Here is a 12266-nt window from a genome sequence, read left to right on the forward strand (position 1 = left end):
CATGGAACAGACCCCCCCGATTTTTCCGGCTTGGCAAGACGTAGCCTCTGACCTTGTGGCCAGTGCAGCGGGCCGTGCGCCTGCCGACTTGGTGCTGCGCGGTGGCAAGGTGGTTTTGGTCCAGACCCGCGAGGTGATGGAGGGCTGGCAGGTGGCCGTGCGCCATGGCCGCTTCGCCTATGTTGGGCCGGATGCAAACCATTGTATCGGGCCAGAGACCGAATTGGTCGAACTTGATGGCAAGTATCTGATCCCCGGCCTCTGCGATGGGCATATGCATATCGAATCCGGCATGCTGACGCCCGCGGAATTTGCGCGCGCCGTGATCCCCCATGGCACGACGAGCATGTTCACCGACCCCCACGAGATCGCGAATGTGTTCGGCTTGCGCGGCGTGCGGTTGATGCATGACGAGTCCCTGATGCAGCCGGTGAATATCTGGACGCAAATGCCAAGTTGCGCGCCCTCCGCCCCGGGGCTGGAGACGACCGGCTATGAGATCGGCCCCGACGATGTCGCCGAGGCGATGGCTTGGCCCGGGATCATCGGGTTGGGCGAGATGATGAATTTCCCCGGTGTCGTGAATGGCAGCCAGCAGATGCTGGCCGAGATCGCTGCGACGCAAGCGGCAGGCAAGACCGTGGGTGGTCATTATGCGTCGCCCGATCTTGGGCCGGAGTTTCATGCCTATGCGGCGGGTGGTCCGGCGGATGATCATGAAGGCACCTGCGAAGGTGATGCCATGGCGCGGATGCGGCAGGGTATGCGGTCGATGATCCGCCTGGGCTCGGCCTGGTATGACATTCAATCGCAGATCACCGCGATCACCGAACGGGGCCTGGACCCGCGCAACATGATCATCTGCACCGACGATTGTTTCGCCAAGACGTTGGTGGAAGATGGCCATATGAACCGCGCCTTGCGTCACGCGATTGAATGCGGCTGCGACCCTTTGATCGCGCTGCAAATGGCGACCATCAACACTGCAAGCCATTTTGGGCTGGAGCGGGAGATTGGCCAGATCGCCCCCGGGCGGCGAGCGGATATGATCGTGACGGGCGACCTTGCGACGCTTCCGATTGAGGCGGTCTATGCGCGCGGCCAGCGGGTTGCGGAGGCAGGCGAGGTTCTGGTGGATTGCCCGCATCTGGATTGGCCCGAAGATACAAGGGCCTCGGTCAATCTGGGGAAAGTGTTGCTCGCGGCGGATTTCGAGATCCGTTCCGATGCGGACGAGGTCACCGCGAATGTCATCGGTGTGATGGAAAATCAGGCGCCAACAAAGGCGCTGACCGCGACCTTGCCGGTGCGCGATGGCGTGGTTGAACCCGATGGGATCGCGCAAATCGCGCTGGTCGAACGGCATCGGGGTACGGGCGGCGTGACGAATGGGTTTGTCAGCGGTTTTGGCTATGGCCCTGGCATGGCGATTGCGTCGACCGTGGCCCATGACAGCCACCATATGATTGTGGTGGGCACCGACCGCGCGATGATGGCCCGCGCGGCGATGCGGCTGGGTGAGGTGGGCGGCGGCGTGACGCTTTGGCAAGACGGCGCGGAACGCGCGCTGGTCGAGTTGCCGATTGCGGGTCTGATGAGCGACCGGCCCGCGGCGGAGGTGGCCGAGAAAGTCACCGGTCTTGTTGCTGCGATGGAGGCGGCGGGCTGCACTTTGAACAATGCCTATATGCAGCATTCTCTGCTGGCGCTGGTGGTGATCCCGGAATTGCGGATCTCGGATCTGGGGCTGGTGGATGTGCGGACGTTCGAGCTGACCGAGGTGATCCGATGAGTTTCGCCGAAGGTGTTCGCGACCATCTGCCGGAGGGGATGCATCTTCCCGACGCGTTTGCGGTGACCTTCGATTGGCTGGAGGCTCAAGGGTGGGGCGGTGTGTTCAGACAGGCTGACCCGGGCGCGTTCTCTTCCCGCTATCTTTCGATCTACCCGCCAGAGCAGATGGATCAACCCGGGGGTAGTTACGTGCTGTTTTCGTTCGAAGCGGGGCCGCCATTGCACGCCCCGCCGCCCGAGGCGATGGCGCGGATCAGCATGATCGCGCAGATCGCGGGGGATGGCGGCACGCTGTCGCTGTGGCTGGATGATACGGGCAAGCAATGGTTTGTGGTCTTCAACCACGGCACTCCCCATGTCCTGACCGACGATCCTTTGAAAGTGCTTCAATTCCTTGCGATGGGCTATCCCGAGCCCGGCGCCCTTTTCGATGCGCGTGCCACGCCGCAAGAGGAGGCTGGGGGCGATACGCTGACTCTGCCGACGGCCTTCCGCGAATTCCTAGAAGGCCAATTCAGCGTGCATATTCCGGCCCGAGCCTCGGATCTGGGGATCGTGGTCCCGCCAGACGAGGTGGAGGATCCCATCCGCCATTGGCTTGATCAGGTGATGCCTGAGCCAGAGATAGGGGCCATTCCGGGAATGACGGCCGAAAACCCATATATAATCACCAGTGAATTGCGCGAAGTGCTGGAAGATGAGGGCATTGCCGCCATTCGCGAGGCCTATGAATTTGTGATCGAGGAAGAATGAACAGCTATCCCACCACCGCCATCCATTCGCCAGACAATGCGCGAACCGCCACCTTTACCGATGCTGGCGAGGCGGTGGAGCATCTTCAAACGCTCTATGCGCAGGCGACGCAATTCCTCAGCGCGAAATTCACTGACACGTTGACCAATGGCGTGCCCGCGGGAACGCGGTACCGGGCGTTTTATCCCGAATTGCGGCTGACCACGACAACCTTCGCCGCTGTCGATAGCCGGTTAAGCTTTGGCCACGTGTCCGAGCCCGGCACCTATGCCACGACGATCACACGGCCTGATCTGTTCGAAAACTACCTCCAACAGCAGATTGGCCTGTTGCTGAAGAACCACGGTGTCGGCGTCGTCGTCGGCCCGTCCAGCACGCCGATGCCGGTGCATTTTGCCGTGGCGGGCGAAGCTGGAGTGACCGTGCCGCAAGAAGGCGCGGGAAATTTCACGCTGCGCGACGTGTTCGACGTGCCGGATCTGGCTACGACCAACGATGATATCGTGAACGGTTTGGGCTTTACCTATGATGACGGGGCGCACGCTTTGGCGCCGTTTACTGCGCAGCGGATCGACTACTCGCTTGCTCGGCTGAGCCACTACACGGCAACCGATCCGGCGCATTTTCAGAACCACGTTCTGTTCACCAATTACCAATTCTATGTCGATGAGTTCGAGGCCTATGCCCGCGCGCAAATGGCTGATCCGGATAGCGGCTATACCAGCTTTGTTGCCACCGGAAATGCCGAGATTACGGCGCCGGACGGTGTGATCAGCTTACCGACGAAGATGCCGCAAATGCCGACCTATCATCTGAAACGCGCGGATGGATCGGGGATTACGCTGGTCAATATCGGGGTCGGGCCCTCGAACGCAAAAACCGCGACGGACCATATCGCCGTGTTGCGGCCCCACGCCTGGATCATGGTGGGCCATTGCGCCGGGTTGCGGAATTCGCAGAGTCTTGGGGATTTCGTGCTCGCCCACGCCTATCTCCGCGAAGATAAGGTGCTGGATGACGATCTGCCCGGCTGGGTGCCCGTGCCCGCCTTGGCCGAGATCCAAGTGGCCCTGGAAACGGCGGTGGCGGATGTGGCGGAACTGGAAGGGTTCGAGTTGAAGCGGATCATGCGCACCGGCACCGTCGCCAGCCTGGACAACCGCAATTGGGAATTGCGCGATCAAACCGGGCCGGTGCAGCGGCTAAGCCAGTCGCGGGCCGTTGCGCTGGACATGGAAAGCGCCACAATCGCGGCCAATGGGTTCCGGTTCAGGGTGCCTTACGGCACGTTGCTCTGCGTATCTGACAAACCGCTCCATGGCGAATTGAAGCTGCCTGGCATGGCCTCGGACTTCTACAAAACCCAGGTTTCACGGCATTTGCAGATCGGTATTCGCGCGATGGAAGGGCTGCGGGATATGCCGCTGGAGCGCCTGCATAGCCGGAAATTACGCTCATTTGAGGAAACCGCCTTCCTTTGATAGGATGAAAAGCGCTCAAAAGCCCTATTTTTCTGATTAAAGCGCCTGCGAGCCGTTGTGTGGTGCCACAATATTCGGTTAGTTTCCCTGCAACCGGCCCAAGGGCTCGGGGGATAGACAGCAGGAGTATAATGACATGGCAACGAAACCCATGACCAAAACGCAGCTCGTTGCGGCCCTGGCCGACGAAATGGGCGCAGACAAGAAAACTGCAGGCGCCGCGCTGGACGCCGTGACCTCGGTGATCACCAAAGAAGTCGCCAATGGCGGTGCCGTGACCCTTCCGGGCATTGGCAAAGTTTATTGCCGTGAGCGTCCTGAACGTATGGTGCGCAACCCTGCCACCGGCGAGCAGATCAAGAAAGAGGCTGACAAGCAGGTGAAAGTCACCGTTGCGAAGGCTCTGAAAGACAGCGTTAACGGCTGATTGCCGACGCCTTGGAATTCTGAAAGGGTCGCGCCTGTTGGGGCGCGGCCCTTTTCTTTTGTCTGACTACCGGGGACCTTCATGGATCTGCGCGCCGTCGCCATGGGCCTGACCTTTGCGTTGATCTGGTCATCGGCCTTCACGTCAGCGCGGATCATCGTTGACGCAGCCCCGCCGCTTTATTCGTTGTCGGCGCGTTTTGCGATTTCGGGACTGATCGGCATCGGTATCGCCTTGGCGCTTGGGCAGTCCTTCCGGTTGAGCCGTGGGCAATGGCGTGCAGTGGTGGTGTTTGGCCTTTGCCAAAATGCGATTTATCTGGGGCTGAACTTCGTCGCCATGCAGTGGATCGAAGCGTCTCTCGCTGCAATCATCGCGTCAACTATGCCGCTGCTGGTGGCGCTGGCCAATTGGACGATCTTTCGCGAGCGGCTGCCGACGATGGGGGTGCTGGGCCTGATCGCTGGATTCGCCGGTGTGGCCCTAATCATGGCGCAACGGTTTGGGGGCGGGGCCGACCCTTTGGGCATTGCGTTGTGTTTGATCGGCGCCGTCGCCTTGGCTGCTGCGACGCTGACCGTGCGAAGTGCGTCTTCAGACGGCGGAAATCTGTTGATGATCGTCGGTCTGCAGATGTTGGTGGGATCGGTGGCGCTGTTGTTGCCAGCGATGCTGCTAGAGGTGCCGCAGGTCGATTGGACCATGCCGTTTGTGGTTGCCTTCGTCTATACGACCCTGATGCCAGGGCTGGCTGCAACTTTGATCTGGTTTTTGTTGGTTGGTCGGATCGGACCGACTCGTGCCGCGACCTATCACTTCCTCAATCCCGTTTTCGGCGTCGCCATCGCGTTTGTCCTGTTGTCGGAACAACTCAGTTGGGTGGATGCGGTGGGCGTCGCGATCATCGCGGGTGGAATTTTGGCGGTGCAACGGGCGCGGATCGCTACATAGCTCTGTTTCACAAAGTGTTTAATGAACATTGCCGCGGCGACGCGGCATCACTGCGCTATGGACTTTTTATTCGCCTATGATGCGAGGCTTCTGACCCTGATTGACCTCTGCGTTTTGCCGGTTCTGCCCATCGTTTTGGCCGGGTCACTGCAATCCCTCACTATGGCCCGCCAGCGCTGGCCAGCGGCATGGGCTTGGCCCTCATCAAGTCAGGGTTTGGCGTGATCTTTGCCGACCATTTGATCGATTTACGCGAGGCGATGGTATCCTAGGCAGGTGCAATCATGATGACAGCCTTCGTGCGTGGGATCGGCAGTGTCATCATTGCGTTTGTCTATTTTTTGGGATTTCGCTTCTGATTGGTGTTCGACTTGTCAGAGCCAATACCGCATGATTGGCGCCTTGCTCGACGAAAACCTGGCCTGTCGCGAAGCGATTACGTTTTACCGCGTCGATTGGGATGGGTACGGCCGATCCGATCTTAGGTCGCAACTTTGGATCCCACATCGATCAACGTTGGTGGTGTTTCGCAATGGAGAAGAGGTCGCCCGCATCGTCGTCGGAACGCGCGAAGCGGACAACCGCACGCTGTTAGATGCTGGTCTTTAGAGTTTGATTCTAAGCCTCTGGTCCGCGCGCAACGACGCTCACATTGTCGATGGCCCAATTCGATTGGGCACCATCGACAAGCTCCGGCACAAGGCGAAGCGTAAGACGATCGGCGGGAAAGCTGACGGCAAGTTCCACCGAATAGCGTGCGACACGGTGATTGTCCCGTATCGGATCCAAAAGCGCCGACTGCGCTAAGACCGACAATCCATCTCGCGCGAAGGTGACAAGCTCTGAATTGTCGGAAGGCCAACCGAGCGCAAGCGTCTGAATTTCACCCAGAATGATGTGAATCGTATCTTCACGACCCCAGCCCCCATTCAGAAACATGTCGAACCGGATCGTTGCAAGCGCTGTTTCTTCGGGCAATGCAAAAACCCGTTCCACAGCTGTATCCACCGATCCATCCAATACCGGACCGAGGCCCGGCAGGCTGTTTTCCTGTATCGCCCTATCCCATCCGTCCGTGTCAAATGAAAAGTCCTGGAACGCGATCAACGTGTCGCGCTCTTCCAATGTGATCAATCCGCCGGCGCCCAATGAGTTAATAGATCCCTCGCCGGTGCGCACCATGGTCAGAATAAGCAACGCCAATGCGAATGCGGCAACCGCTAATACTATCCAATCTACCGAGATAAGGGCGCGTACAGGCCCCCGAGTTTGAGCGTACTGCTCCATAAGAAAATCCAAACCCAAAACTACGCAAGTGTGCCTTATTTGGAGCCAATTATGGCGAAACAAGGGCATCTGAGGGGCAGATTCGCCACATTGACGTGTGGTAAACGTCAAATTGTGGATAGCTGCGGAAATAGTATATTTCGCAGAAAGGGGTTAAGATACAATTACCCGATATAGCCCCGGTTGTCGCCGATTTGGCCGCGATGCAACAACATATGGTCCAGTAGGGTACTGGCCATCATAGCCTCGCCAACGGGTACAGCCCGGATGCCAACGCAGGGATCATGGCGTCCTTTGGTGATGATCTCAGTCGCCGCGCCGGACTTGGTAATTGTGGCACGCGGTGTCAGGATGGAGGAGGTTGGTTTGACCGCAAATCGCACCACCACGTCTTGACCGGTCGAGATCCCGCCCAGAATACCGCCGGCATGATTAGAGGAATATTCCGGGCCGGTTTCGCCCATATGAATTTCGTCCGCATTGGCGCTACCGGTCAGAGCCGCACTGGCCATGCCATCGCCAATCTCGACACCTTTGACGGCGTTGATCGACATCATCGCGGCTGCGAGATCAGTATCGAGTTTACCGTAAATCGGCGCACCCAGCCCGGCGGGAACGCCGGAGGCGCGCAATTCGATCACCGCACCGACGCTGTCACCGGATTTACGCAGGGCATCTAGATACGTTGCCCAATCTTCTGCGGCGGCGGCATCGGGCACCCAAAACGGATTTTTCTCGATCTGATCGAGATCAAAGTGATCTCGGTCGATCCCATGGGCCCCCATTTGAACCATGTAGCCGGTGATCCGCAGATCAGGCGCCATCTGTGCCAAGGCTGCACGCGCTACCCCACCTGCGGCGACCCGTGCCGCGGTTTCCCGCGCACTCGACCGCCCCCCGCCGCGATAGTCGCGGATCCCGTATTTCTGCCAATAGGTGATATCGGCATGGCCCGGGCGGAACTTCTCGGCGATGTCGCCGTAATCCTTGGACCGTTGATCGGTGTTACGGATCATCAATTGAATCGGCGTCCCGGTGCTTTGCCCTTCGAAGACGCCCGACAGGATCTCGACCTCATCAGGTTCGCGGCGCTGGGTGGTGTATTTGTTCTGGCCGGGTTTGCGACGGTCAAGCCAATGCTGGATATCGGCCGCGTCAATCGGTACGCCAGGCGGGCAGCCATCGACCGTTGCGCCCAAGGCGGGCCCGTGGCTTTCGCCCCAAGTGGTGACGCGGAACAGGTGACCGTAGGAATTCATACTCATGGGTTTGCAGTTAGCCGGGCGCGGCAGAAATGCCAAGTCGCTTGCCGCGGCACGCGCTTTATCCTAGGTGTTACGGCACCTCGGGGGGGTCTTGGTGTCTGACGACATCTGGGCCTGAGATTGCGCAAGCTGACCCGTTGAACCTGAACCGGTTAGAACCGGCGGAGGGAAGGGTAGCGGCCAGAGCCTCGACTTCACTTCGCCCACAGCCATTGGAGGAGTGAGGACATGAAACCCACCATTCTTGCTGCGGGATTGACCCTTTTGGCCGGGGCTGCTTTTGCGCAGAGCCCCGTTTTATCGGTCTATACCTATGACAGTTTCGTTGCCGATTGGGGCCCCGGACCAGCCATTGAAGAGGCGTTCGAGGCGACGTGCGATTGCGATTTGCAGTTCGTGGGCGCTGGCGATGGCGCCGCCGTTCTGTCGCGCTTGCGGCTTGAAGGCGAACGGTCCGACGCGGATGTTGTTCTGGGCCTGGACACCAATCTGACCGCCGCCGCCGTCGAGGCCGGGTTGATGGCCGAACACGGGCTAACGCCCGAGGGGCTGACGTTGCCGGTGACCTGGGATGATCCACATTTCCTGCCCTTCGACTGGGGCTATTTCGCATTCGTGCACCGCGCCGATCTGGAGAATGTGCCCACTAATTTCGAGGCGCTCGCCGCGTCGGAGACGTCGATTGTGATCCAAGATCCGCGGTCCTCCACACCCGGTTTGGGCCTGCTGATGTGGGTACAAAATGCCTATGGCGAGCGTGCCGCGGAGATCTGGGAAGGTCTGGCGGACAATATCGTCACCGTGACCCCCGGCTGGTCCGAAGCCTATGGGCTGTTCTTGGAGGGGGAGGCCGACATGGTGCTGTCCTATACGACATCGCCCGCCTACCATCTGATTGCCGAGGAAGATGACGGGTTCGACGCCGCCGCCTTCGACGAAGGCCATTACATGCAGATCGAGGTCGCGGGCATTCTCGCGGGCAGCGATCAGCCGGAGCTTGCCGCCGCATTCCTGGAGTTCATGCTGACTGCGGGTTTCCAGGAGGTCATCCCGACCACGAACTGGATGTACCCGGCGGCCATGCCTGCAGAGGATCTGCCCGAGGGCTTTGACACGCTGACACAGCCCACGGATGCGCTGATCTTCTCGGCTGAAGAGGCGGCGGCTATCCGTGATGCAGCATTGGCCACATGGCAAGACGCGCTCAGCCAGTAACACTGATACAAGCGACCGGCGGGGTGTTCATCCTGCTGGTCGTCTTGGCCATCCTTGGCCCGCTGATCGCTGTGATGCTGCGGGCCGAGACGGTCGGCCGATTAAGCGACGCCGATTGGGCAGCGATCGAATTTACGATCATTCAGGCTTCTCTATCTGCGCTGGTCTCGTGCCTAGCGGCTATTCCGGTGGCGCGGGCACTTGCGCGTCGTCGGTTCTGGGGGCGCAGCGCGCTGGTCGCGCTGATGGGCGCGCCCTTCATCCTGCCGGTTATCGTTGCCGTTCTCGGCCTATTGGCGATCTTCGGGAGGTCGGGTTGGTTGAATATCGGTCTTGCGGCCATTGGCCTTGGTGGGGTTGAGATCTATGGCCTGTTTGGTGTGGTCCTGGCACATGTGTTTCTGAACTTGCCGCTGGCGACACGTTTGATCCTGCAATCCTGGCTCTCCCTTCCGGCAGAGCGGATCCGCTTGGCCCATTCGTTGAACTTCACCGATACCGATATGCGCCGGCATTTTGAACGTCCCTTGCTGGCGGCCACGCTGCCGGGCGCGTTCATGGTGATCTTCCTGATCTGTACGACCAGCTTTGCGGTGGCGCTGACGTTGGGCGGTGGGCCGCGTGCCACGACTATTGAACTGGCGATTTATCAGGCGTTTCGGTTTGAATTCGATCTGGGGCGGGCGGCAATGCTGGGCATGGTACAAGTGGCGATTTGCTTGGCCGCCGGTGGGCTGGCTTGGATCTTTGCGGCGCGAGGTGGGTTTGGTGGCGGACTGGACAGGCCCGCAATGGCGTGGCCCGGCGACACATTTCGCAGCCGGTTGGTGGATCGAAGCGCGCTTGGCGTAGCGGCGGCATTTCTGCTTTTGCCGCTTGTGGCTGTCACCGCCGAGGGGGTCGGCGCCATTGCGGGCCTGCCAAATTCCACGTGGGTCGCGGCCGTGCGTTCGATTGCGGTGGCGCTGGGCTCCACCGCTTTGTCAGTGGCCTTGGCCTTGCCCATAGCGCTGTTCATCGCGGCGCGCGCCGCTCGCGCGGGGTTGGAAGGCGTGGGGCTGTTATCGATTGCGGTGTCGCCGCTTGTGATCGGAACGGGCCTGTTTCTGATCGTCTTCCCGATTGCCAATCCAGTCAGTCTGTCCCTGCCTATCACGGGGCTGGTCAACGCCCTGGTGGCACTGCCGTTCCTACTGCGTGCTCTGATCCCCGCCGTGGAACAGGCGGAGGCGACCCAGGGGCGGCTGGCTGACGCCTTGGGGATCACCGGGCTGGCGCGGCTTCGGTTTGCGATCCTGCCGCGTTTGCATCGCCCGCTGGGTTTCGGCGCCGGTTTGGCGGCGGCGTTTTCAATGGGGGATCTGGGGGTGATCGCGTTGTTCAGTGCGCCAGGACAAGAGACCTTGCCGCTTGAGATGTACCGCCTGTTCGGGTCTTACCGAACCAATGATGCGCAGGGGGCAGCGGTTTTACTGATGGCGCTGTCGCTGGGTCTGTTCTGGCTGTTTGACCGCGGAGGGCGCGTGAATGCTGAAGCTTGAGGGCGTACAGGTGACGCAAGGCGCCTTCACCTTGAACACCGATCTCGCGATTACGGATGGTGCACGCGTTGCACTGATGGGCATATCGGGCTCAGGCAAATCGACATTGCTGAACGTGATTTCTGGTTTCATCTGGCCCGATGCGGGGCGGGTTGTGATCGATGATCAGAATGTGAGCCGCGCGAAAGTGGCGTCGCGCCCCCTATCGATCCTGTTCCAAGACGGCAATTTGTTTCCGCATTTGTCTGTGTTTGACAATGTTGCGCTCGGGATCTCACCCAGTTTGAGGCTCTCCACCGAAGATCAGGAACGCGTCGATGATGCTTTGACGCGTGTCGGGCTGGCGGGGTTCGGTGCTCGCAAGCCAGCAGATCTGTCAGGCGGACAGCGCAGCCGCGTAGCATTGGCGCGGATGCTGCTGCGCGGAAAGCCTCTATGTTTGTTGGATGAGCCATTTTCGGCGCTCGACCCCGGGCTACGACGCGAGATGCTGGAGCTGATGCGCGCCCTATGCGAGGATAACAGTCTGACCCTGATCATGGCGACACACGATCTGCGCGATGCCGAGCAACTCTGCGATCACCTGTTGCTGTTGCAGGATGGCGGTGTCGTTTTGAATGAGGTGCTCGCCGATGCAATTGACCGTGCGCCCGATGCTCTACGTCCCTGGATGTAGCCCAAAAAAACGCGCCCCGAAACCGGAGCGCGTTTCATGATTCAGATAAGGCGTTTTATTCCGCTGGAGCGGTGCCCTTTGCCCGGGCTTTGACCGGTGCCCAAAGCTGTTTGTTGGTCAGATAAAGCAGGACCGAGAAGACGCCCAGGATCAGAATGGCGACCAAGCCCATCTGCTTGCGCGCCATCATGTGCGGCTCAGCCGTCCACATCAGGAAGGCGGCGACGTCTTGGGCCATTTGATCTACCGTGGCAGGCGTGCCATCGGCATATTCGACCGCATCGTCCCAAAGTGGTGGCGCCATCGAGATCAGACCACCCTCCATCGTTTCGTTTTCGTAAAGGACCGCGCCATATTGCTCGATTTCCTCGCCCGTGTAGTGAGTCAGAAGCGAGGCGATGTATTCCGGTCCGCCGATCCCGTAGATCAACTGGTTGATCCCAAGGCCCTCCGGGCCGTGGAAGCCAGCACGAGCCTTAGCCATAAGGCTCAGATCCGGTGCGCCGACACCGTTGTTGGCAGGGAAGTTGTCGTTGGGTGTGGCAGCGCGCCAATCTTCCAGATCGGGATCGTAGACTTCGATGAAGTTCGCATCGATATAGGCGCGCACTTCATCTTCGGTCCAGCCGATGCCGCCTTCGTCCGCCAAGGTCCGCAGGGGCACGTATTGGATCCCGTGGCAGCCTGCACAGACCTCGGTAAAGACCTGCAGACCGCGTTGCAGTTGGTTCTGATCATAGGTGCCGAAGGGCCCCTCGAAGGAGAATGCATAATTCTCCACGTAGCCAGAGCCACCCGCGGCCAGCGCGGCCCCCGAAGAGAGGGCCAGCGCCGCGGTGGTGCTGATTGCAAGTTTCCTGAGCATCCTCAGTTTCC

Annotated in this window: 13 protein-coding genes; 10 read left to right on the plus strand and 3 right to left on the minus strand. The window is 60.0% G+C overall.

The features are described 5' to 3' along the window. Nucleotide 1: 1 nt before the first annotated feature. The 7 genes from V8J82_RS09240 to V8J82_RS09270 all read left to right on the plus strand — a co-directional run bounded on the left by V8J82_RS09240 (nt 2) and on the right by V8J82_RS09270 (nt 6015). Nucleotides 2-1792, plus strand: a complete 1791-nt coding sequence (locus V8J82_RS09240; RefSeq protein WP_339974413.1) for an adenine deaminase — start codon at nt 2-4, stop codon at nt 1790-1792. After that, a complete protein-coding gene (locus V8J82_RS09245) occupies nt 1789-2547 on the plus strand; it encodes a cupin domain-containing protein (protein WP_339974415.1) in 759 nt (252 codons plus the stop codon). The genes V8J82_RS09240 and V8J82_RS09245 overlap by 4 nt, the downstream gene beginning before the upstream one ends. Beyond that, the gene (locus tag V8J82_RS09250; protein WP_339974417.1) at nt 2544-4028 is read left to right on the plus strand and encodes an AMP nucleosidase; all 1485 of its coding nucleotides are present in this window, start codon (nt 2544-2546) and stop codon (nt 4026-4028) included. The genes V8J82_RS09245 and V8J82_RS09250 overlap by 4 nt, the downstream gene beginning before the upstream one ends. A gap of 136 nt (nt 4029-4164) precedes the next feature. Continuing rightward, a complete protein-coding gene (locus V8J82_RS09255; RefSeq protein ID WP_339974419.1) occupies nt 4165-4455 on the plus strand; it encodes an HU family DNA-binding protein in 291 nt (96 codons plus the stop codon). A gap of 81 nt (nt 4456-4536) precedes the next feature. Then, complete coding sequence (locus V8J82_RS09260) at nt 4537-5406, plus strand: DMT family transporter (RefSeq protein WP_339974421.1); 870 nt, start codon at nt 4537-4539, stop codon at nt 5404-5406. A gap of 57 nt (nt 5407-5463) precedes the next feature. After that, on the plus strand, nt 5464-5631 hold the full coding sequence (locus V8J82_RS09265; protein WP_339974423.1) for a hypothetical protein: 168 nt from the start codon (nt 5464-5466) through the stop codon (nt 5629-5631). Nucleotides 5632-5721: 90 nt separating this feature from the next. Next, complete coding sequence (locus V8J82_RS09270; protein WP_339974425.1) at nt 5722-6015, plus strand: thioredoxin family protein; 294 nt, start codon at nt 5722-5724, stop codon at nt 6013-6015. A gap of 9 nt (nt 6016-6024) precedes the next feature. On the opposite strand, the gene V8J82_RS09275 is transcribed toward V8J82_RS09270, so the two are convergent. Together V8J82_RS09275 and aroC are read right to left on the minus strand one after the other, a co-directional pair. Next, nucleotides 6025-6609, minus strand: a complete 585-nt coding sequence (locus tag V8J82_RS09275; protein ID WP_339974427.1) for a hypothetical protein — start codon at nt 6607-6609, stop codon at nt 6025-6027. 248 nt (nt 6610-6857) lie between these two features. Continuing rightward, nucleotides 6858-7958 carry a chorismate synthase gene (aroC, locus tag V8J82_RS09280; RefSeq protein ID WP_339974429.1) on the minus strand — a complete coding sequence of 367 codons (1101 nt, stop codon included), beginning with the start codon at nt 7956-7958 and terminating at the stop codon, nt 6858-6860. 228 nt (nt 7959-8186) lie between these two features. On the opposite strand from aroC, the gene thiB reads away from it, so the two are divergent. The 3 genes from thiB to V8J82_RS09295 are packed head-to-tail and all read left to right on the plus strand — an operon-like array spanning nt 8187 to nt 11390. Then, the gene (thiB, locus tag V8J82_RS09285) at nt 8187-9173 is read left to right on the plus strand and encodes a thiamine ABC transporter substrate binding subunit (RefSeq protein ID WP_339974431.1); all 987 of its coding nucleotides are present in this window, start codon (nt 8187-8189) and stop codon (nt 9171-9173) included. Further along, nucleotides 9149-10714 carry a thiamine/thiamine pyrophosphate ABC transporter permease ThiP gene (locus V8J82_RS09290; RefSeq protein WP_339974433.1) on the plus strand — a complete coding sequence of 522 codons (1566 nt, stop codon included), beginning with the start codon at nt 9149-9151 and terminating at the stop codon, nt 10712-10714. The genes thiB and V8J82_RS09290 overlap by 25 nt, the downstream gene beginning before the upstream one ends. Further along, on the plus strand, nt 10701-11390 hold the full coding sequence (locus tag V8J82_RS09295) for a thiamine ABC transporter ATP-binding protein (protein WP_339974435.1): 690 nt from the start codon (nt 10701-10703) through the stop codon (nt 11388-11390). Before V8J82_RS09290 ends, V8J82_RS09295 begins: the two co-directional genes overlap by 14 nt. A 55-nt stretch (nt 11391-11445) precedes the next feature. On the opposite strand, the gene V8J82_RS09300 is transcribed toward V8J82_RS09295, so the two are convergent. Beyond that, nucleotides 11446-12255, minus strand: a complete 810-nt coding sequence (locus V8J82_RS09300; protein WP_339974437.1) for a cytochrome c1 — start codon at nt 12253-12255, stop codon at nt 11446-11448. Between the last annotated feature and the right edge of the window lie 11 nt (nt 12256-12266).

The sequence above is a fragment of the Gymnodinialimonas mytili genome, from assembly GCF_037544085.1.
Taxonomy (GTDB): Bacteria; Pseudomonadota; Alphaproteobacteria; order Rhodobacterales; family Rhodobacteraceae; genus Gymnodinialimonas; species Gymnodinialimonas mytili.